This window comes from Luteibacter sp. P4_D7_3, assembly GCF_056401735.1.
This window is the reverse complement of sequence record NZ_JBFUIT010000003.1, coordinates 21599-42899: the sequence shown is the minus strand read 5'-3', so window position 1 is coordinate 42899 and position 21301 is coordinate 21599. Positions and strand designations below refer to the sequence as shown.

20 protein-coding genes are annotated in these 21301 nt (G+C 64.9%); 8 read left to right on the top strand and 12 right to left on the bottom strand.

The window, feature by feature from the left end; translation table 11 throughout:
- The first annotated feature begins 18 nt into the window (after positions 1-18).
- From AC1DSN_RS00845 to AC1DSN_RS00830, 4 genes are read left to right on the top strand one after another with little or no spacing between them, the layout of a single operon-like run.
- Positions 19-3672: a response regulator gene (locus AC1DSN_RS00845; RefSeq protein ID WP_477329249.1), complete on the top strand. Its 3654-nt coding sequence runs from the start codon at positions 19-21 to the stop codon at positions 3670-3672.
- Position 3673: 1 nt separating this feature from the next.
- Complete coding sequence (locus tag AC1DSN_RS00840) at positions 3674-4513, top strand: CheR family methyltransferase (RefSeq protein WP_477294292.1); 840 nt, start codon at positions 3674-3676, stop codon at positions 4511-4513.
- Positions 4510-5079, top strand: a complete 570-nt coding sequence (locus AC1DSN_RS00835) for a chemotaxis protein CheB (protein ID WP_477294290.1) — start codon at positions 4510-4512, stop codon at positions 5077-5079. The genes AC1DSN_RS00840 and AC1DSN_RS00835 overlap by 4 nt, the downstream gene beginning before the upstream one ends.
- The gene (locus tag AC1DSN_RS00830; RefSeq protein WP_213948653.1) at positions 5076-6065 is read left to right on the top strand and encodes a diguanylate cyclase domain-containing protein; all 990 of its coding nucleotides are present in this window, start codon (positions 5076-5078) and stop codon (positions 6063-6065) included. Before AC1DSN_RS00835 ends, AC1DSN_RS00830 begins: the two co-directional genes overlap by 4 nt.
- A gap of 1 nt (position 6066) precedes the next feature.
- Here AC1DSN_RS00830 and AC1DSN_RS00825 read toward each other — a convergent pair whose 3' ends face one another.
- A complete protein-coding gene (locus tag AC1DSN_RS00825; protein WP_477294286.1) occupies positions 6067-6942 on the bottom strand; it encodes a LysR substrate-binding domain-containing protein in 876 nt (291 codons plus the stop codon).
- Between the two features lie 90 nt (positions 6943-7032).
- Here AC1DSN_RS00825 and AC1DSN_RS00820 point away from each other — a divergent pair, with 90 nt between their 5' ends.
- Positions 7033-8046, top strand: coding sequence for a YeiH family protein (locus AC1DSN_RS00820; protein ID WP_477294284.1), 1014 nt, complete (start codon positions 7033-7035; stop codon positions 8044-8046).
- 512 nt (positions 8047-8558) lie between these two features.
- Here the strand turns inward: AC1DSN_RS00820 and AC1DSN_RS00815 are convergent.
- Positions 8559-9962: an aspartate aminotransferase family protein gene (locus tag AC1DSN_RS00815; protein ID WP_477294282.1), complete on the bottom strand. Its 1404-nt coding sequence runs from the start codon at positions 9960-9962 to the stop codon at positions 8559-8561.
- Positions 9959-10672, bottom strand: a complete 714-nt coding sequence (locus tag AC1DSN_RS00810; RefSeq protein ID WP_477329267.1) for an MtnX-like HAD-IB family phosphatase — start codon at positions 10670-10672, stop codon at positions 9959-9961. The genes AC1DSN_RS00815 and AC1DSN_RS00810 overlap by 4 nt, the downstream gene beginning before the upstream one ends.
- Before the next feature lie 135 nt (positions 10673-10807).
- Between AC1DSN_RS00810 and AC1DSN_RS00805 the strand changes: the two genes are divergently transcribed.
- Positions 10808-11572: a MipA/OmpV family protein gene (locus tag AC1DSN_RS00805; RefSeq protein ID WP_063573391.1), complete on the top strand. Its 765-nt coding sequence runs from the start codon at positions 10808-10810 to the stop codon at positions 11570-11572.
- A 14-nt stretch (positions 11573-11586) separates the two neighbouring features.
- Here the strand turns inward: AC1DSN_RS00805 and AC1DSN_RS00800 are convergent, their stop codons facing one another.
- The 9 genes from AC1DSN_RS00800 to AC1DSN_RS00760 all read right to left on the bottom strand — a co-directional run bounded on the left by AC1DSN_RS00800 (position 11587) and on the right by AC1DSN_RS00760 (position 19199).
- On the bottom strand, positions 11587-12366 hold the full coding sequence (locus AC1DSN_RS00800) for a lysostaphin resistance A-like protein (protein WP_477329247.1): 780 nt from the start codon (positions 12364-12366) through the stop codon (positions 11587-11589).
- 89 nt (positions 12367-12455) lie between these two features.
- A complete protein-coding gene (locus AC1DSN_RS00795; protein ID WP_477296080.1) occupies positions 12456-12770 on the bottom strand; it encodes a non-heme iron oxygenase ferredoxin subunit in 315 nt (104 codons plus the stop codon).
- Positions 12767-13300, bottom strand: coding sequence for a GNAT family N-acetyltransferase (locus AC1DSN_RS00790; RefSeq protein ID WP_477296079.1), 534 nt, complete (start codon positions 13298-13300; stop codon positions 12767-12769). The genes AC1DSN_RS00795 and AC1DSN_RS00790 overlap by 4 nt, the downstream gene beginning before the upstream one ends.
- Positions 13301-13437: 137 nt before the next feature.
- The gene (locus tag AC1DSN_RS00785; protein ID WP_213948649.1) at positions 13438-14685 is read right to left on the bottom strand and encodes an aminotransferase class V-fold PLP-dependent enzyme; all 1248 of its coding nucleotides are present in this window, start codon (positions 14683-14685) and stop codon (positions 13438-13440) included.
- A gap of 33 nt (positions 14686-14718) precedes the next feature.
- On the bottom strand, positions 14719-16062 hold the full coding sequence (gene sufD / locus AC1DSN_RS00780) for a Fe-S cluster assembly protein SufD (protein ID WP_477296078.1): 1344 nt from the start codon (positions 16060-16062) through the stop codon (positions 14719-14721).
- Entirely contained in the window at positions 16059-16850 is a 792-nt protein-coding gene (gene sufC, locus AC1DSN_RS00775; protein WP_477329245.1) for a Fe-S cluster assembly ATPase SufC, read from the bottom strand. The genes sufD and sufC overlap by 4 nt, the downstream gene beginning before the upstream one ends.
- Positions 16851-16861: 11 nt before the next feature.
- Entirely contained in the window at positions 16862-17269 is a 408-nt protein-coding gene (locus tag AC1DSN_RS00770; RefSeq protein ID WP_477329243.1) for an ACT domain-containing protein, read from the bottom strand.
- A 2-nt stretch (positions 17270-17271) separates the two neighbouring features.
- Entirely contained in the window at positions 17272-18732 is a 1461-nt protein-coding gene (gene sufB / locus AC1DSN_RS00765) for a Fe-S cluster assembly protein SufB (protein ID WP_213948823.1), read from the bottom strand.
- Between the two features lie 14 nt (positions 18733-18746).
- The gene (locus AC1DSN_RS00760; protein WP_046965989.1) at positions 18747-19199 is read right to left on the bottom strand and encodes an SUF system Fe-S cluster assembly regulator; all 453 of its coding nucleotides are present in this window, start codon (positions 19197-19199) and stop codon (positions 18747-18749) included.
- Positions 19200-19496: 297 nt separating this feature from the next.
- On the opposite strand from AC1DSN_RS00760, the gene AC1DSN_RS00755 reads away from it, so the two are divergent.
- Together AC1DSN_RS00755 and AC1DSN_RS00750 are read left to right on the top strand one after the other, a co-directional pair.
- Entirely contained in the window at positions 19497-19835 is a 339-nt protein-coding gene (locus AC1DSN_RS00755) for a P-II family nitrogen regulator (protein ID WP_046965993.1), read from the top strand.
- Complete coding sequence (locus AC1DSN_RS00750; RefSeq protein WP_477296075.1) at positions 19825-21156, top strand: ammonium transporter; 1332 nt, start codon at positions 19825-19827, stop codon at positions 21154-21156. Before AC1DSN_RS00755 ends, AC1DSN_RS00750 begins: the two co-directional genes overlap by 11 nt.
- The last annotated feature ends 145 nt before the right edge of the window (positions 21157-21301 follow it).

Genomic DNA, 21301 nt, shown 5'->3' with positions numbered 1-21301 from the left:
CCCCCAATCGGTCACCGCATGTCCTCCAACGAAAAGAAGCGTAGCTGGCTCGCCGACCAACCCCTGCAGCGAAAGATCGTCATCGCCATCGGCGCCCTGCTGGCCCTTTTCGTGGCGGCCTGCGTCGCCAACCTCGCTTCCCTCTGGCGGGAAAACGACACCCGGGACTGGTCCAGGCATACCTACGTAGTGCTGATCACCCTGGCCGACGTGAACGACGGCGCCCAGTCGCGCCAGGTCGCGGCCCGCGGCTACCTGCTCAACCAGTCCGATGCCGAGTATTCCGACTTCGAGACCGCCGACCGCGATCTCATAAAGAGCATGGCCACGCTGCGCCAGCTGACCGCCGACAATCCATTGCAGCAGTCCCGCATCGACCGACTGCAGGACATGCTCGACCGCTGGAAGGTCGAGGTGACCAAGTACGCCCTCGAGCCCACCCGCGCCATCGGTAACGCCGCCACGCCCGAAGGCGCCCTGGCCCGCGAGTCGATCCGCCACGACTACCTCGGCCATCGCACCGTCCTGATGACCGACGTGCGCAAGCTGATCGATGAGATGTCGGCCACGGAACGCGTGCTGCTCGACAAACGTAACGGCGCGCTGGACGACGTGCTCACCGCGACCAAGTACATCGACATCCTCTCGCTGCTGGCCTGCCTGGCCTTCGGCCTTTTCGTGATCGGGATGACCTTCCGCCTGATCACCCGGCCGATCGTCCGCATGACGGAACTGATGTCGCGCCTTGCCGCGCACGACCACGGCATCGAAGTGCGCCAGCTCACCCGCCGCGACGAAATCGGCGAGATCGCACGCGCCTTGCAGGTGTTCAAGGAGATGGCGATCGAGACGGCCGGACAGACCTGGCTGAAGTCCACGGTGACCGCGATCTCCAACAAGCTGCAGGCCACCACCACATACCGTGAGTTCGCCGACGTGCTGGTGACTGAACTGGTGCCGGTGATGAAGGCCGGACTGGGCGTTTTCTACCTGTTCCGCGAAGACACCGCACGCCTCGAACGGTTTGGAACCTATGGTTTCAAGGAACGCCGCCACGTCACCGCCGACTACGGGCTGGGCGAGGGCCTGGTCGGGCAGGCGGCCGTCGAGCGGCGCACGATCGTGCTGCAGGATGTTCCCGACGACTACACCCGCATCCATTCGGGCACGGGCGAAGGTGCGCCCCGCAGTATCGTGGTGCTGCCGGTCAGCTCGCGCGACGGCCTGCTCGGTGTCGTCGAGATCGGCAGCTTCGCGCACCTCACCCCGCTCGAAGGTCGCCTGCTCGAAGAGCTCATGCCGATCGTCGCGCTTTCGCTGGAAAACCTCGGTCGCGCCCTCAGCACGCACGCGCTGCTCGAGCAGACCCAGAGCCAGGCCGACGAGCTGCGTGCCTCAGAGGAGGCCTTGCGTAGCCAGCAGGAAGACCTGCGCTCGACCAACGAGGAACTGAAGACCAAGACCACCGAGCTGCAGGAACAGTCGCAGCGACTGGTCGCGTCCGAAGAAGAACTGCGTGTACAGACCGAGGAACTGCACGCCTCGAACGAAGAACTGCGCGAGAAGAGCGTCACCCTCAACGAACAGAAAGACGCTCTGGAAGCACTCCAGAAGGACACCCAGGACAAGGCCGAGGAACTGGCCCGCGCCAGCCAGTACAAGTCCGAGTTCCTCGCCAACATGTCGCATGAGCTGCGCACACCGCTCAACAGCCTGCTGATCCTCTCGCGTAGCCTGGCCGACAACGACGAGGAGAACCTCTCCGGTGAACAGGTCGAGTCGGCGCGAATCATCCATGACGCCGGTTCCAATCTGCTACGGCTGATCAACGACATCCTCGACCTTTCCAAGGTCGAGGCCGGCAAGATGGAACTGGTGGTCGACGCCTTCCCGCTTGCCGACCTGGCAAGGACCCTGGCCCGCACGTTCAACCACGTGGCCCAGGAAAAGAAGCTGGCGTTCAGCGTGGAGGTGGCGTCGGGACTACCCGCCAGCATCCGCACGGACGGCGCCAAGCTCGAGCAGATCGCCAACAACCTGCTCAGCAACGCGTTCAAGTTCACCGCCGCCGGCACGGTCGGCCTGCATGTCTCGCGTCCGGCGGCAGGAGCCGACCTGCCGTCCGRCCTGGTTCCGGCCACGACGATCGCCATCACGGTGAGCGATACCGGCATCGGTATTCCCGCCGACAAGATGCAGCGTGTGTTCCATGCGTTCGAGCAGGTCGACGCCAGCACCAGCCGCCAGTACGGCGGCACGGGGTTGGGCCTGGCCATCTCCCGTCGCATCGCGATGCTCCTGGGTGGCGACATCGTCCTGGCCAGCGAGCCGGGTCACGGCAGCACGTTTACCGTCTATCTGCCCGAAGACGCCCCCGACACGGGCCGTACGGCGGACGCCGTTCCGCTCCAGCAGGCCGCTGCCGAAGCGACCCTGCCGCTCTCACCCGGCCTGCTCGCCGACACCATCGCCGACGATCGCCTGTCGATCAGTCCCGGCGACACCGTCATCCTCGTKGTCGAGGACGATCCCGCCTTCGCCCGGATCCTTGCCGACATGGTCCATCGCAAGGGTCATCGCGTCCTGGCCGCCGGCGACGGCGAGTCCGGGCTCGCGCTTGCGAAGCGCTATCGCCCCACAGGCATCCTGCTGGACGTGATGCTTCCCGGCATGGATGGCTGGACGGTTATCGAGCGCCTGAAGAACGATGGCGCCACCCGACACATTCCCGTGCACTTCATTTCGGCAACCGACGATGCCACGCGCGGGCTCGAACTCGGCGCCGTCGGCTTCCTCACCAAGCCGGTCAGCCGCGAATCGATCGCGAGCGCCTTCGACCGCATGCTGCACTTCGCCGAGGGGCGCACCCGCCACCTGCTCGTGATTGACGACGACGCCAGCGCGCGCACGGCCGTACGCACCCTGCTCAAGGACGACTCGGTCGTGATCGAGGAAGCCGGCTCGGCCGAGGAAGCCCTCGAGAAGACGACGCATACCGCCTTCGATTGCATCGTGCTCGACCTCGGCCTTCCCGGCATGTCCGGCATCGAGTTCCTCGAACATCTCGCGCGCGGCGGACATACGCCACCGGTCGTCGTTTATTCGGGCCGCGACCTCAGCCGCGAAGAGAGCATGAAGATCCGCCAGTACACAGACAGCATCGTGGTGAAGGGCGCGCGTTCGCCGGACCGCCTGCTCGACGAGGTCAGCCTGTTCCTGCATTCGATCCGCCACGGCGGCGGTGCGCGCGACGAAGCCACGACGGCGGCGGGAGGCGTGGACGAGGCCAGCCTGCGCGGTCGCCGGCTGCTGCTTGTCGATGACGACATGCGGAATCTTTTCGCTTTGTCGAAGGTGCTGCGTGCCAAGGGCATCGACGTGGTCATGGCCCAGGATGGGCAGAAGGCACTCGATACGATCGACACCGACAAGGGCATCGAGCTGGTCCTCATGGACATCATGATGCCAGTGATGGATGGCTACGACACCATGCGCGCCATCCGTGCACGACCCGACGTCGCGCAGGTGCCGATCATCGCGCTCACGGCCAAGGCCATGCGCGGTGACCGCGAAAAATGCCTCGACGCCGGCGCCAACGATTACCTGTCCAAGCCGATCGATGTCGACCGCCTGCTGTCGATGATCCGCGTGTGGCTGCCGACCAGGAGCTGAGGTGGACGTCGAAGACATCGAGATCCAGCTCTTCGTGCGCGCCATGCAACTGCGCCACGGCTACGACTTCAGCGAGTATGCGCCTGCCTCGCTGAAACGCCGCGTGCAGCAGCTGGTGCGCACGCACGACACATCTTCGATCAGTGGGCTCAACAGCCGGCTGTTGCACGAGGAGGGGTTCGTCGCTCGTGTCATCGAGGGCCTGTCCGTTCCGGTCTCGGAGATGTTCCGCGACCCGCCGGTGTTCCGTGCGCTGCGTGACAAGGTGTTTCCCGTACTCGCGTCGTATCCGGAGATCAACATCTGGCAGGCTGGCTGCGCACACGGGCAGGAGGTCTACTCGCTGGCCATTCTTCTTGAGGAAGCCGGGTTGTACGAGCGCTCGCGAATCTATGCCACGGACTTCAATGACACGGCGCTGGCCATCGCGGCAGACGGCATCTACGCCACGCGCGAGGCCCGCGACTGGTCGCGCAACTACATCGAAGCTGGCGGAAGCCATTCGTTGAGCGATTACTACAGCGCGCGCTACGACTTCATCAAGCTCGACCAGCGGCTCCGTCGCAACGTCACGTTCTTCAACCACAACCTGGTGACCGACGAAGTGTTCTGCGAAGCGCACCTCATTCTGTGCCGGAACGTGCTCATCTATTTCACGAATACCTTGCAGGACCGCACGCTCGGCCTGTTCCGCGACAGCCTGGTGCGYGGCGGTTTCCTCTGCCTGGGCACCCGCGAGAACATCGACTTCTCACCCGCCGCCGCGGGCTTCGGCGACGTGGACCACGCGCTGCGTATCTACCAGGTCGGCGGTCCCGGTGCGAGGGCGCTGAGCCGATGAAGAAACGACAGGCCATCGTGATCGGCTGCAGCGCCGGAGGCCTCACCGCCTTGCAATGCGTGTTGCCCGGCCTCGACGCGCGGCTGGGCGTGCCCATCATCATCTGCTGTCATACCGGTTCGGCTGACGTGACCATTCTGGTCGATCTGCTTGACCGCCATGCCAGCCTGCCCGTGGTCGAGGCCAGCGAGAGGGCCCCCGCCGACCCCGGCGTGATTCATGTGGCGCCGAGCGGTTACCACCTGATGGTGGAACCGAACTTTCATTTCTCGCTCAGCGTCGATGCCAAGGTCGCCTACGCGCGGCCGTCCATCGACGTCCTTTTCGAAACGGCCGCGGACGCCTGGCACGATGGCCTGATCGCCGTCCTGCTGACCGGCGCCAACTCCGATGGCGCCCAGGGACTGGTCGCCGTACGTCGTGCCGGTGGCTTTGCCCTCGTGCAGGATCCCCTCACTGCGGAAGCGGATGTCATGCCCCTCGCGGGCCTGGAGGCGGCAGGCGCCGATGCGTGCCTGCCCCTCGATGCCATCGCGGCCAAGCTCAACGAACTGTGCCTTCCATGAATACGAATCGTCCCAAGATCCTCGTCGTCGACGACACCCCGGCCAACCTCGTCGCCATGCGACGGCTTCTCGCCCGCGCGGATGCCGATATCTACGAAGCCGCCAGCGGCAATGACGCGCTCGCCTTGTGCCTGGACCACCAGTTCGCGCTCGTCCTGCTGGACGTGAACATGCCGGAGATGGACGGCTTCGAGGTGGCCCAGTTCATCTCCGAGAGCGACCACCTCAGCGAGACGCCCATCATCTTCGTCACCGCAGCCTACGCGGATGACATCAACCGCATCAAGGGCTATACGGCGGGCGCGGTCGATTACATCGCCAAGCCAATCAACGATGTCATTCTGCAATCGAAGGTGAAGATCTTCCTCGAGCTCTATCGTGCCCGCGCACTGCTGCAGCAGGCGCTGGACGAGCTGTCGCTGCGCAACCAGCAACTCACCACCGAGGTGGCCGAGCGCACCCGCATGGAGCAACTGGTTCGCCACCAGGCAACCCACGATGCCTTGACCGGCCTGCCCAACCGCATTCTTTTTCGTGAGCGACTGGAGCATGCCATTGTCGCGGGCGACGCGGACGGCGGTTCCTTCGCGCTTGCGTACATCGACATCGACGGCTTCAAAGGCGTCAACGACGCCCATGGGCACGCGGCTGGCGATGCCCTGCTGAAGGCGATCTCGGGTCGACTCGACGGCCGCACGCGCGAGTCGGATACCGTCGCGCGCCTGGGTGGCGACGAGTTCGCCGTCCTTCTCAATGACGCTGCTGATGCGCAGGCGGCGCTGGCGCGCTGCCAGACGCTTTGCGATGCGATCGCCGAACCGTACACGCTCGAGGTCAGCGGGTCGCGCCTGGGCGTCACTATCGGTGCGAGCATCGGCGTGACCCTGTTCCTCCCCGGCGACGCCTACGACCGCATCGTCGTCGCCGCCGATTCGGCGATGTACGACGCCAAGCGATCCGGCAAGAACCGTTGCGTGCTTGGCTGAGTCAGAGACCGGCCAGGAACGCTTCCAGGACAGCCCCCCGGTAGCGCTGCCGATGCAACAGGATCGACAGCGTCCGCTTCAGGTCGAGGAACGGGGTCGGCAGGACCACCAGCCGCTCCATCGTCACCGCGTCCGCAATCGCCACCTCGGGCAGGCAGGCGATACCGAGGCCGGCGATCACCGCTTGCTTGATCGCCTCGGACTGGTCGAGCTCGAGCACGACCTTCCCTGCGGGCAACGCCGCCAGTGCCTGCTCGCTGAGGGCACGCGTCGCGGACCCGCGCTCTCGTAGTACCCAGCGCTCGCCCGCGAAGTGCTCGCGCTTCAGGCGGGCCTTTCCAGCGAGCGGATGATCGGGACGGGCGCAAACGACGAGCCGGTCCTCACGCCAGGGACGCGATTCGATCGCCGGGTGATTGACCGGCCCCTCGACGCAGCCGATGTCGAAATCGTGATCGAGCACCCCCTGCGCGATGCGTGCGGTGTTGGCGACACCCAGCCGCAGTGCGACGCCAGGATGCCCGCTCGCGAACGCGCCGAGCAGGTCGCCGACCAGGTAATTGCCTACCGTATTGCTCGCACCGATCCCGATTTCGCCGGTGAGCTCCGCCACCGAACCCTCGGCACGGCGGCCGAACTCGGCATGGCGTTCGATCAGCTCGCGCGCCAGCGGCAGAAGTTCGCGGCCGCGGTCGTTCAGTCGAAGGCGCCCACGCTCGCGCGCAAACAGCGGTAAACCGATCTGCCGTTCCATCTCGGCAAGCGCCATGCTCGCCGCGGGCTGACTCAGGAACAGGCGCTCGCTGGCGGCCCGCACACTGCCCGTCGTGGCAATGGCGACGAAGACCTCGAGCTGGCGCGGACTGATCGCATGCATAAGTAATGCTTATACACCCGATCAGGCATTTTCAATATTCTTATCCACGGCGGCGCCTGACAATGGCTCATCGCCCAAAGGATCGACCCCGTGTCCGCTGTCGCCCTGCCTCCCCAATCCTCACCCCGGCTGCCCGGCATCCTGCTCGCCTTATCGGTGGCAGCCGTGGCCTTCGGTCTCGGCCGGCTCATGCCCCTCATCGGCGGTGCCGTCTGYGGCATCGTGCTGGGCATCCTGGTGCGCCATTTCGCGCCACCGGAAGAACGCTTCCAGCCGGGCATTCGCTTCGCCTCGAAACAGGTGCTGCAGTGGTCCATCATCGCCCTCGGCTTCGGACTCAGCCTGACCCAGGTGGCCCACACGGGCATGGAGTCGCTCTCGGTGACCCTGGCCACGGTGGCCGCCGCCGGCCTGGCCGCGTGGATCCTGGGCCGCGTGCTCGGCGTGCACGACAAGCTGAAGCTGCTGATCGGCGTGGGTACTGCCATCTGCGGCGGCTCGGCTATCGCCGCGATCGTCCCGATCATCAAGCCTGACGAGCACGACACCGCGTTCGCCATCTCGACGATCTTCCTGTTCAATCTCGTCGCGGTGCTGCTCTTCCCGGCCCTTGGCCACTGGATGGGCCTTTCCGACCTAGGCTTCGGTCTCTGGGCGGGCACGGCGATCAACGACACCTCGTCGGTGGTCGCGGCCGGTTACAGCTACAGCCACGCCGCCGGGGACTTCGCGACGATCGTGAAGCTGACGCGCGCCACGCTGATCATTCCTATCAGCCTCGGCATCGCCCTCATCGTCGCCTGGCGCGAGAAGCGCAGCGGGGCGACCGACTTCAGCCTGGCGAAGATCTTTCCCTGGTTCATCCTCTGGTTTCTCGTGGCTTCGGGCATCCGCACCACCGGCCTCGTTCCCGAAGTCGCCCTGCCGGTGATTCACTTCATTGCGGAGTGCCTGATCATTGTCGCGCTGACGGCCATTGGCCTGTCGGCGGACCTGAGGCGGATGGCGTCGACGGGACCGCGGCCGATTCTGCTCGGGCTAGGCGTGTGGGCCGCGGTGGCGGTGACGAGTCTGCTTGTGCAGCATGTGATCGGGCGCTGGTAGAACGCCGCTTCGCGCCTTCGCCGAAGGCGTCGCCTCTCTCGGCGCTATCAACTCACGCCGCCGCGGGCGTGGACGCCGCGGCGGGCGTGGACGTGGCGGCGCAGACGCAAGGAAGGTGTTCGGCCACCGGTTACCCGCAACGGCTTCCGCATCGACCTGGTGTTGCGGGAACAGCCGGGGCCGACGACGGCACCACGCACCGGCTCTCCTTTAGCTCAACCGTATCGTCGTGAGAGACCTTGGTGTCCACCCTCGAGGCGAGTTCCGCACAAGTGGAGCGGCCGTAGGCCAATAAGAACAGGGGCCGCGGAGCGGCCTTTCCTTCTCGAACGCGGAGGACGTGTCTGAGCCGCGAGGGTGGGCACCAAGGTCTCCCCGCGAGACGCCCAAGTGTAGAGAGCGACGGCGAATCCGAGCGCCCGGCCCCCGGTAATCCGCGATGAACCGAAAAAAGCCCGGCCGTGCATCCGGACCGGGCAAAGTCACTTATGCCATCGCTAGGCTGTCGGGGATCAGCCCCGCTTGGCCAGCGTCAACAGCTGGTCGAGCAACGCGATGGCCAGGTCGATTTCGTCGTGAGAGATGTCGAGCGACGGGGCGAACGTAATCACATTCTTGTACCAGCCGCCCACATCGAGCACGAGACCGATCTTCTTGCCGTTGTGGGTGAGACCGCCGGCAAGACCGATGTCGACCATGCGGTCGAGCAGCGCCTTGTTCGGCGTAAAGCCGTCGTCCGTGCAGATCTCGGCGCGCAGCGCGAGGCCGAGGCCATCCACGTCACCGATTTCCTTGTGGCGCTTCTGCAGGTCGCGCAGGCCGTCGAGGAAGTGCTTGCCCTTCTCGGCCACGCGCGTGCCGTAGTCGAGCTCGTAGCCCATCTTGATCACTTCCAGGCCCAGCGCGGTGCCGAGCGGGTTGGAATTGAACGTGGAGTGGGTGGAGCCCGGCGGGAAGATCTCCGGATTGATCAGCTCTTCGCGTGCCCAGATACCCGACAGCGGATTGAGACCGTTGGTCAGCGCCTTGCCGAACACCAGCACGTCGGGGTTCACACCGAAATGCTCGATCGACCACAGCTTGCCGGTGCGCCAGAAACCCATCTGGATCTCGTCGACCACCATGAGGATGCCGTACTTGTCGAGCACCTTCTTCAAATCGATAAAGAAGTTCTTCGGCGGGATCACGTAGCCGCCGGTGCCCTGGATCGGCTCGACGTAGAACGCGGCGTATTCGGCCTCACCGACCTTGGGATCCCACACGCCGTTGTATTCGGTTTCGAACAGGCGCGCGAACTGGGCGACGCAGGCGTCGGAATACTCTTCCGGCGTCATGCCCTTCGGGCGACGGAACGGATACGGGAACGGAATGAACTGCGCGCGCTCGCCGAAGTGGCCGAAGCGACGACGGTAGCGGTAGCTCGACGTGATGGACGAAGCGCCGAGCGTACGACCGTGGTAGCCGCCTTCGAAGGCGAACATCAGGCTCTTGCCGCCGCGTGCGTTGCGCACGATCTTCAGCGAATCTTCCACCGCCTGCGCGCCACCGACATTGAAGTGGCAACGGCCGTCGAGACCGAACTTCTGCTTGGCGTCGACTGCGATGGTCTTGGCGAGCTCGATCTTGCCCTGGTGCAGGTACTGGCTGGCAACCTGCGGCAGCAGGTCGATCTGCGCCTTCAGGGTGTCGTTCAGGCGCTTGTTGCCGTAACCGAAGTTCACGGCGGAGTACCACATCTGCAGGTCGAGGAAAGGGATGTTCTCGCTGTCGTAGATGTAGCTGCCTTCGGCGTGACGGAAGATCTTCGGCGGATCGACGTAATGAACGGTGTCGCCGAAGGAACAATACTTCGCCTCGTCGGCGAGCAGGGTCGCGTCGTCGATGACGACCTGGGGGGTCTTGGAGAGGATGGTCATGCGGAGATTTCCTGGACGTTCGTCGCGGTATTGGGCATTACGGTCTGCGGCAGCAGGGTGCCGTCGATCAGGGCGGGAAGCAGTTCGATGGCTTCGTCGAAGCTGGCAATCGGCACGTAGGGGATGCCGGCGGCACGGCAGTGCTCGATGAGGCGGTTCTTGGCGAAAACGAAGTCCACGCGATCGGCGGCGCAGAAGTCGGACGCGCCGTCGCCGATCAGCAGGGTCTTGCCACCGCGTGCCTTGGCCACTTCGGCGCGGGCGCACTTGCAGGTGCCGCTGCGGCAACCGGCCACGCTGTACGGCGAGGTGAGGTTCCACGCGCGCGCATCGGTCTGGTCGAGGTGATTGGMCACGGTCGGCAGGCTGTCGATGCCATGGTGGGCAAGGATGGCGTGGATCGCGTGATCGAGACCGTCGCTGACGATCTCCATGGGGATGCCGTACTCGATCGTCGCCTTCACGAAACCGGCGAAACCGTGATCGATGTGAAGGCTGGCGAGATGACGGTCCAGCTCGGCGCGGCTCATGTCGAGCAGGGCGACCTGACCGGCCATGCAAACCGCCGAACCGATGACGCCGGCGCGCCAGTCGCGCTCCAGGATTTCCCATCCCGGACGGCCGAAACGGTCCAGTAATGAGTCGATGACGTCCTCGACGGCAATCGTGCCGTCAAAGTCGCAGAGGATGTTCCAGTCAGGTGAGCTCAGCACAACGTAAGCAGCCGGTTTTCAGGATGCTGCGCAGGCTACGTGGACTGCCTTTCCGATCCCTTTCCCGTGATGAAAGCGTGACATAAGGCGCCTGTGGCATGCTTCTCGTTATCCCCATCCCGGCTCTTGCGCATGCGTCGTTCGAGTTTTGCCGCCCTGTCCCTGTTGATAGCCTGCACGATCGCCCATGCCGCAGACGATGACGCGCCCACCTATGCCTTTGGTGCTGGCGTGCAACGCCTTCCCGCGTGGCAGGGCGCGAAGGATCGCCGCAACCAGGGCATTCCCTATGTCGACATCGAAATCCCCGGCGTGGGCGAGCTTTCCACCTCCGATGGCCTCAAGCTCGATCTTATCCACGGCGAGCACTGGCATGGCGGCATTTACGGCAGTTGGCTCTGGGGACGCACGCGCGACGACCTGGGCCAGCTCGGCGGCAAGGTCCCCTCGCTGTCGCCGCGCTTCCAGGGAGGTGGTTACCTCGAATACGCCTTCACGAAGAAGTTCAGCGTTGGTAGCCACATCGCCCACGACACTGATGGCGCTGGCGCATACGCGGCGATCTACGCCGACTACCAACTGCCGGACGTCTGGTACATCCAGCATTCGCTCGAGTTGCAGGTGCAAGGCATGAACGGACCGGCCATGCGCCGCTTCTTCGGCGTGACGCCGAGCGAGGCCGACGACCTCGGTACGCGTGCATGGCAGCCTGGCGCCGGCGGGCAGTCGGCGGATATCGAGTACGACGCCTTCATTCCCACGTCGCAGCAAACCGGCTTCGCGCTGGCCGTGAGCTACGGCAAGCTATTTGGCGATGCCGCCTCCAGTCCGCTCGTCAGTCGCTTCGGTTCGACCCGTCAGGTGACCGAGACCCTGGCATTCGTTTATCACTTCTGAGCCGTCCCTTCAGTTCAGGCCAGGTCGGCGTCGAGCCCGTCGCGTTCGAGCTGCGTAGGGATAGCGAACAGCACGCCCATGATGACCAGGTGCGCCGCGGCGGAAAGAAAGGGCGCCCACGTTGTCGACACGACATCATGCGGCAGGATGTCCCCCATCAGTACGTTGGCCAGGTTCCAGCCCCAGTGCAGGCCAACAGCCAGCCACAGCGAGCCGGTGCGCACCACCGACGTCGCATACGCGAGGCCGAAGCAGAACAGTGTCGCCCACTCCGAGGGCCCCTGCCCCAGCCGGTAGAGGTGGTCGAGGACATAGAGCACGCTGGAGGCGAGGACGAACATCCACGGCTGCCAGCGGATCCGCGCGGCGCGATACAGAAACCCTCGCGTGAGGATGTCCTCGGCCRCGGAAGGCACGAGCGTCACCACCAGGACCCACGGAATGGACGACAGAAACGACACCGCCGCGGCGGGCGTCGACTCGGGCGCCCGCGCTGCATAAACGTTCAAGGCCATGCCCACACAGACGGCGACGTACTTCATCAGCAAGGCAAGCGCGAGTCCGCCCACCAGCAAGAGCGGCGCGGCGCGCCGCCACTCGAGTGCGTAAGCCTCGTAGCCGCGGAAACCGAGCCAGCGACCGAGCGGCCATGCGYTCAAGAGCATCAGCAGCAGGAAGGTGGCCTGGACGGACACGCTACCGAGCAGGCGAGCACCGATACCTTCGGCGGCCTGATAGAGAACGAACAGGAGCGCGAACGCGAGCGCGGCGCGCCGACGGTCGTTCGAAAGCATGGATTCCCCGGTACAAGTGTCGCTGCGGGCAAGCTTAGGGCGTGAACGCGTTGCGCGCCATAGCCTGAGGGCGAGATCTGCCGCTCAATTCAGCGGTCGTCGCGGGTCCAGATGGCGCCCTCGCGCTCTTCCACCGGGAAGACCGTGACCGGCTCATAGGCGGGCGGACAGGTGACCTTGCCCGTACGCAGGTCGAAGCGCGCGCCATGACGCACGCATTCCACCTCGAAGCCGTCGACCGGGCCACCGGCCAGCTCGCCACCGTCGTGCGTGCAGACGTCCTCGATGGCATAAAGCGCGCCGTCGATGTTGTAGACGGCGATAGCGGTGTCGCCGTCCCAGACCACCCTGAACTCGCCCGGCAGGAGCTCGCCGCGCGTTCCCACACGAATCCAGCCGCTCATGCGCCCAGGTCCTTCACCAGGTATTCGAAGCGAAGGTCGTCCCGCTGCGGCAGGCCGAAGCGCTCATCGCCGTACGGAAAAGCCTTGGTCCGGCCCGTGCGGACATAACCGCGACGCTCGTACCAGGCGATCAGTTCCTCACGGATGTCGATCACCGTCATCTCGATGCGCTCGCTGCCCCATTCGCTGCGGGCAATACGTTCGACTTCCTCGATGACCAGGCGGCCGATCCCCGCGCCCTGCAGCGGCGGATGGACGGAGAACATGCCGAAGTAGCAGACCGGGCCCTGCCGCTCGATGTAACAGGATGCACCAATGGCGCCGTCTTGCTCGAACAGGACGAAGCGACCGTTCTCGCTGGTCAGCAGCTCTTCGATCTCGGTGACATCGGTGCGCCGGCCATGGAGGAAATCGGCCTCGGTGGTCCACCCGGCCCGGCTGGCGTCGCCGCGATAAGCGGACTCGACCAGGACCGTGATGAGCGGGGCATCGGCAAGGGTGGCGCTACGGAAGGTGTGAGTCGGGGTCATAGGCGGGCGGGGCTATCTCTGTAGGAGCCGATTCATCGGCGAACGGGTGCTTGCGATCATGCTGCAAATGCCGCTCCGCAGGAATCGCCGATGAATCGGCTCCTACAAAATGCCGGCAGACAGGGCTTGCCGTTGTCTTAAAGCAACAGCTTGCGCACCTTGCCGATCGCCTCGATGAAACCGTCTACCTCGGCCTTCGTGTTGTAGAAGGCAAGCGACGCACGCAGCGTGGCGGGCACCCCGAAGAAATGCATCAAGGGATGTGCGCAATGGTGGCCCGAGCGCACGGCCACACCCTGCAGGTCCAGCAGCGTCGCCATGTCGTTGGCGTGGGCACCCTCCAGCAGGAACGAGACGACCGGTTCCTTTTCTTTCGCACGGCCGAAGATCCGCACGCCCGGAAGGCTCTCAATGGCCGTCGTGGCGTATGCCAGGAGCTCCTGTTCGTACGCATTCAGGCGATCGAACCCTATAGCCTCGATGTAGGCGATAGCAGCCGACATACCGGCGAAACCCGCAATGTTCGGCGTGCCCGCCTCGAAACGATGCGGCGGATCGGCAAACACCGTCCCTTCGAAGCGTACCTCGCGGATCATCTCGCCACCGCCGAAGAACGGCGGCATCGACATCAGGTGCTCGCGCTTTGCCCAGAGCGCGCCGGTACCGGTAGGTGCCAGCATCTTATGCCCGGTGATCGCGTAGAAATCGCAGCCAAGGGCCTGGACGTCGATGCGACGATGCGGGGCGGCCTGCGAGCCGTCGACGAGCAGCGGAATGCCGCGCTTGCGGCACTCTCGTGCGATCTCGCGGATAGGATTGACCGTGCCCAGCACGTTGGACACGTGCCCGACGCAAGCGAGCTTCACCTCGGGCGTCAGCATCTCGAAGAATTTCTCGAGAATCAGCTCGCCGTTCGCATCGATCGGCGCCGCCTTGACGGTTGCGCCGGTGCGCTCGGCCACGAGCTGCCAAGGCACGATATTCGCGTGATGCTCCATCACCGTGGTGAGGATCGCGTCGCCGGACTTCAGGCGTGGGAGCGCGTAACTGTAGGCGACCAGGTTGATCGCCTGCGTGGTGCCCGAGGTCAGGATGACTTCGTCACGCGAGGACGCATTGACGAAACGCGCCAGCGCATCGCGCGCGCCCTCGTACGAGGCAGTCGCTTCTTCGCCCAGCGTATGCACGGCACGCGCGACGTTGGCGTTGTGCTGACGGTAGTGACGGTCCACCGCTTCGATCACCGACACGGGCTTCTGACTGGTGTTGGCGTTGTCGAAGTAGATCAGCGGCTTGCCGTGGACCGTACGCGACAGCAACGGGAAATCGGCGCGGATGCGCTCCACATCGAGCGGCAACACCGCTGGCTCGGGCTTGGCGTTCATGGCTTGGCTCCGGTGTTCGGTGTCGGGTCTGATTTATTGGGCGGACGTAACGAGCGCGTCGGACGGCCCCGTCGGCAGGTGTGCGACCAGCAGGTCGCCCAGGTGCTCGCGCAAGGCCTCGTTCGGAAGCGATTCGAGGGCGGCACGGCAGAACGCCAGCGTGAGCAGGCTGCGTGCCTGCGCCAGCGGGATACCGCGCGACCGCAGATAGAACAGCGAACGTTCGTCGAGCTGGCCGATGGTCGCACCGTGCGCGGCCTTGACCTCGTCGGCGTAGATCTCGAGTTCCGGCTTGGTGTCGATCTCGGCCTGGGCTGACAGCAACAGGTTCTTGTTGCTCAGCGAGGCGTCGCTACCGTCGGCACCTTCCGCGACGACGATGGCGCCACGGAACACACCTCGCGAACGGCCGTCGGCGATGCCGCGCCAGAGCGCGTCCGATGTCGTGTCGCGAGCGTTGTGACGCACCTCGAGCTGTGTATCGACATGCTGGCGGCCGCTCAGCGCGAAGACGCCACGCGAATCGAAACGCGCGCCATCCCCGACCAGTTCGGTCGTGAGTTCGTGGCGGACCAGGGCCCCACCCAGCTCCAGCGCATGCACGGTCGCGGCAGCCTTCGCCTCGACCCGCACATGGTTGCGACGGATCAGGGTGGTCGAGGCCGAGGCATCCTGCAGGACGACCAGCCCGAGCGTAGCGCCCTCGCGCACGACGATGTCGGCGACGACGGTACCCAGCTGGATGGCATCACCCAACGAGACGAAGTGCTCGACCACATCAACGCGAGAACCCTGCCCCAAGTCGACCAGCACGCGAACGTGCCACGCGGTATCGGCCTGCGAGCCACTCGACACGTGCACGACATTCACCGGCCTGGCAACGTCGGTACCGTTCGCTATCTGCAGCACCACACCGTCGGTCGCCAACGCCGCATTCAGGTGCGCGAAGGCATCGGCGGCGCCGCGGCGGTAACGGTTTGCCAGCGCAAAGCGCAGCGGTTCCGGCTGCGCTTCCAGCGCTACGCCCAGCGGCGCCAGCGACACGCCTTCACCACCGTCGAGTGAAGACAGGTCGGCGCGGAACACCCCGTCGACGAAGACGATGCGCGAGCCGTCAACGCCCGGCAAGGCGTACGACGCGGGATCCACGGCGAGGCTGTTCGGCACGCCCGTGTCGGCGAGCGAGAAGGCACGCTGCGACAACGCACGGAGCGGTGTGTATTTCCAGGACTCGTTACGGGTTTCGGGCAGGCCRGTTTCAGCGAGCGACTCCAGGTTTTCGCGACGCGCGGCATCGAGCCAGGCGATGCCGCTGGGCGGCACGGCCGTGGCGGCATCCAGCGCCGCCCGCACGAACGGGGACGGCGCCTGGCTCATGCCGGTGCTCCGGCGAGGTCGGCCTTGCGCAGTTCCGGATGGGTATCCGCCAGCCACGCGTAGCCCTGCTCTTCGAGCTTCAAGGCGAGACTCTTGTCGCCGCTCTCGACGATACGACCGCCGGCAAGCACGTGCACGAAGTCCGGCTCGATGTAGTCGAGCAGGCGCTGGTAATGGGTGACGATGAGGAAGGAACGGTCCGGCGAGCGCAAGGCATTCACGCCCTCGGCAACCTGCTTCAACGCGTCGATGTCGAGGCCGGAATCGGTCTCGTCGAGGATCGCCAGCTTCGGCTCGAGGACGGCCATCTGGAAAATCTCGTTGCGCTTCTTCTCACCACCGGAGAAACCTTCGTTCACCGCGCGGTGCAGAAGGTCGTCGGAGATCTGCATCACCTTGAGCTTCTCGCGAACCAGCTTGAGGAACCGCATGGAGTCCAGCTCCTCCTCACCACGGAACTTCCGCTGCGCGTTGAGCGCGGCACGCAGGAAGTACGTGTTGTTCACGCCCGGGATTTCCACCGGGTACTGGAAGGCGAGGAACATGCCCACCGCGGCGCGTTCTTCCGGCTCCAGTGCCAGCAGGTCGCGGCCGTCGAAGTTCACCGAAMCTTCGGTGACCTCGTAGCCGTCGCGCCCGGAAAGGACATTGGCCAGCGTGGATTTACCCGCGCCGTTCGGCCCCATGATCGCGTGCACTTCACCGGGTTTCACGGTGAGCGAGAGGCCTTTGAGGATCTCCTTGCCTTCGACACGGGCGTGGAGGTTGTCGATCGTAAGCATGTGCATGGTGCTGTCCGTCATGGCGTGAGGTGCGACAGCGCGTCGAGCGCGTCATCGCGGCGTTCCCAGGGCACGAAGAGATGATCGTGCAGGAACGCGGATACGGGATTGCAGGGAATGCCGCGCCTGGCCAGCGCGGCGGATACGGCGGCCATCATGCCGACCGCGGTGAGACTCGACTGCACACGCAGGGTGATACGCGCCCAGAGCATGCGCTCGTTGCCGAGATTGTCTTCATCCACGTCGACGATGAGCGTGGTGCCCTCCGCCTCGCGGAACATCATCAGGGCGTCGGCCACGCGCTCACGCGCCTTCTCATGGGAGGCATGCAGGAAGCGCTTCGGCACGGGATCCAGTTCGGGGTCCAGCGCGGCCAGGAGCGCGCGCAGATCCGTCAGGCCCGGTGCGGAGYCGGCGATGCCCATGCTCAGCCCACCGCGCCTTCGAGTGAGACTTCGAGCAGCTTCTTGGCTTCCACGGCGAACTCCATCGGCAGCTCGCGGAATACCTGCTTGCAGAAACCGTCGACGATCATGGAGACCGCGTCTTCCTCGCCGATACCGCGCGAGAGGCAGTAGAACAGCTGGTCGTCGGAGATCTTCGAGGTGGTGGCCTCGTGCTCGACGATGGCGCTGGGATTCTTCACTTCCATGTACGGGAAGGTGTGCGCACCGCATTTCTTGCCGATAAGCAGGGAGTCGCACTGCGTGTAGTTGCGCGCGCCATCGGCACCCTTCTCGATTTTCACCAGTCCGCGATAGCTGTTCGAGCTGCGACCGGCGCTGATGCCCTTGGCGACGATCTTCGACTTGGTGCCTTTGCCGATGTGAATCATCTTGGTGCCGGTGTCGGCCTGCTGGCGGTGATGCGTCAGTGCCACCGAGTAGAACTCACCCACCGAACGATCGCCGCGCAGGACGCAGCTGGGGTACTTCCAGGTGATCGCCGAACCGGTCTCGACCTGGGTCCACGAGATCTTTGAGTCCGCGCCGCGGCAATCGCCGCGCTTGGTCACGAAGTTATAGATGCCACCGACGCCGTTCTCATCGCCCGGGTACCAGTTCTGCACCGTTGAGTATTTGATTTGCGCGCGTTCCAGCGCGATGAGCTCGACGACGGCTGCGTGCAACTGGTTCTCGTCGCGCATGGGCGCCGTGCAGCCTTCGAGATACGACACATAGGCGTCGTCCTCGACGACGATCAGCGTGCGCTCGAACTGCCCGGTGTTGATCGCGTTGATGCGGAAGTAAGTCGACAATTCCATGGGGCAACGCACGCCCTTCGGAATGAAGACGAAGCTGCCGTCGGAGAACACCGCCGAGTTGAGCGCCGCGAAATAGTTGTCGCCGGTGGGGACGACACTGCCGAGATACTGGCGCACGAGATCGCCATGTTCGCGGATCGCTTCGGACATCGAGCAGAAGATCACGCCGGCTTCGGCGAGTTCCTTCCGGAACGTGGTGCCGACCGAGACGGAATCGAATACCGCATCGACGGCCACGCCGGCCAGCCGCGCACGCTCGTGCAGCGGCACGCCGAGCTTTTCGTAGGTTTCGAGCAGCTTCGGGTCGACCTCAGCCAGCGACTTGGGACCGGCCTTCGGCGCCGAGTAATAGCTGACGGACTGGTAGTCGATCGGCGCGATATCCAGCTTGGCCCAATCCGGTTCCGGCATGGTCAGCCAGTGCCGGTAAGCAGCCAGGCGCCATTCGAGCATCCACTCCGGCTCACCCTTGATCGCGGAGAGCTGGCGGACGATGTCCTCGCTCAGGCCGGGCGGAAGGCTGTCGGATTCGATATCGGTGACGAAACCGGCCTCGTAGCGGCGGTTGAGCGCCTCTACGACTTCGGCGTTGTCGCGCACAGGGGCTGCCACGTCGCGTGTCATGTTTTCACTCTCGTTCATGCGTTCGCCTGCGCGACCTGGGTCGCGTCCTTCGCCGGCGCCGTGGGGCGCCCGGCCAGCATCTGGGCCAGGGTCATGGCGCGCAGCACGCCGCCGATAGCCCCGGAAACCGAGCGCCAGCTGTCGCTGACGCCACATTGGGACTGACGATCGCATTGGCCCTGGGCCACGCTGCATTCCGTCATTCCGATGGGTCCTTCCATCGCCTCGACGATGTCGGCGAGGCTGATCGCCTCGGCCGGACGCGCGAGGCGGTAGCCGCCGTTGACCCCACGAAACGATTCCACCAACCCCGCATGGCCGAGCAGCTTGAGCAGCTTCGACACCGTCGGAAGCTCCAGGCGCGCCTCGTCGGCGATCTGGGCAGTGCTCAGAACGTCGGCAGGGTGCGCGGCGATGCAGGTCATCACCACGGTCGCGTAATCGGTCAATCGGCTGACACGGAGCATCGGGGAAGGGGCACAGTCAATACCGGACCAAAATGGTACTGTTTTCGGAGCTTCCCCGCAAGGCGCCGCGCCTTCAAACCCGCCCGCTGCCGCGGGATCGCCGATGAATCGGCTCCTACCGAGCGTGCCGTCGCACCTTTGTCGGGAGTTCGTCATCCCTTTTATGGTGCAAACCATGGCCGCAGTTTCCGGGGATGGCTGCGCCATGCCGCACCGCACAAGGCCTGCGGAGTCTCACAGGGCACTGGCACGCATCCTGCTCCCTCTACCTCAGTCCAACCATGGGGAGCAACGGTAGTGAAGTGGATCAACGCGATCATCAAGCCGTTCACGCTGGACGACGTTCGGGAGGCCCTCGCCGAGGCGGGGGTACAGGGCATGACCGTGACCGAGGTCAAAGGCTTCGGCCGCCAGCACGGGCATACCGAGCTTTATCGTGGCGCCGAGTACGTCGTCGACTTCCTGCCCAAGCTCAAGATCGAGATCGCCGTCACCGACGAGCAACTCGAACGGGCGGTCGAGGCGATCATGAACGCGGCGAAGACCGGCAAGATCGGCGATGGCAAGATCTTCGTCATCGACCTGGAGCAAGCGATCCGGATCCGCACGCAGGAGGTCGACGCCGATGCGCTCTAAGCTCGTACGCACACTCGCCACAGCATCTGCCGCCGCACTGATTCCCTGCAGCGCCTTCGCCCAGGCAGCCACGCCAGCAAAGCTCGATTCCGGCGATACCGCCTGGATGCTCACCGCGACGATGCTCGTCCTGCTGATGACCATCCCGGGACTGGCCCTGTTCTACGGCGGCATGGTCCGCGCGAAGAACCTGCTCTCGGTTCTCATGCAGTGTTTTGCGATTACCGCCCTGGTCACCATCCTCTGGGTGGTCTACGGCTACTCCCTGGCCTTCGACAACACCGGCATGACCGCCGGCACGACCAATCTGCACTCCTTCATCGGCGGCCTCGGCCACGGCATGCTCGCGGGCCTCACGCCCGGCAGCCTCTACCAGACCGTTCCCGAAGCCGTGTTCGTGATGTTCCAGATGACCTTCGCGATCATCACGCCTGCACTGATCGTCGGCGCGATTGCCGAGCGCATGAAGTTCTCGGCGCTGCTCGTCTTCACCGCATTGTGGTTCACCCTGGTCTACCTGCCGATCGCGCACATGGTCTGGGGCGGTCCCGGCTCCTTCCTCGGCGACCTCGGCGTGCTCGACTTTGCCGGCGGTACCGTGGTGCACATCAATGCCGGTATCGCGGGTCTGGTCGGTTGCCTCGTCATCGGAAAGCGCCGTGGTTATCCGACCACCGCGATGCCGCCGCACAACCTCGGCTACACGCTCGTCGGCGCAAGCATGCTCTGGCTCGGCTGGTTCGGCTTTAACGCCGGCTCCGCCGTGGCCGCGAACGGCAGTGCCGGCATGGCCATGCTGGTGACGCAGATCGCTACCGCTGCCGCCGCCATCGGCTGGACCGCGATCGAGTGGATCACTCATCGTCGGGCCAGCGTGCTCGGCATCGCGTCGGGAGCCGTGGCTGGCCTCGTCGCCATCACCCCGGCTGCCGGCACGTGCGGACCCGGTGGCGCACTCGTRCTCGGCTTCGTCGCAGGCTTCGTCTGTTTCTTCAGCGCGACGAGCCTCAAGCGCAAGTTCGGTTACGACGACTCGCTCGATGTCTTCGGCGTGCATGCCATCGCCGGCATCATCGGCGCCCTGCTTACCGGTCCGCTGGCTGCACCCGTACTCGGCGGCTTCGGCACGGTCACGGATCTCGGCCTGCAGCTTTGGATCCAGTTCAAGGGCGTGTCGTTCACCGTCGTCTACAGCGCCGTGCTCAGCTACGCCATCTTCAAGGGCATCAAGGTCACCATGGGCCTGCGTGTCGACGAAGAGCAGGAGCAGATCGGACTGGATCTGGCGTTGCACGAGGAGCGTGGTTACAACCTCTCCTGACCGAGCTCATCTCGTGTAGGAGCCGATTCATCGGCGATCGCGCGGCAGCGGGCAAGGTTGTCGCAAGCACCCTTTCGCCGATGAATCGGCTCCCACAGAAAGTGCGTAAAAAAAAGCCGGCTATATGCCGGCTCTTTTTTCATCC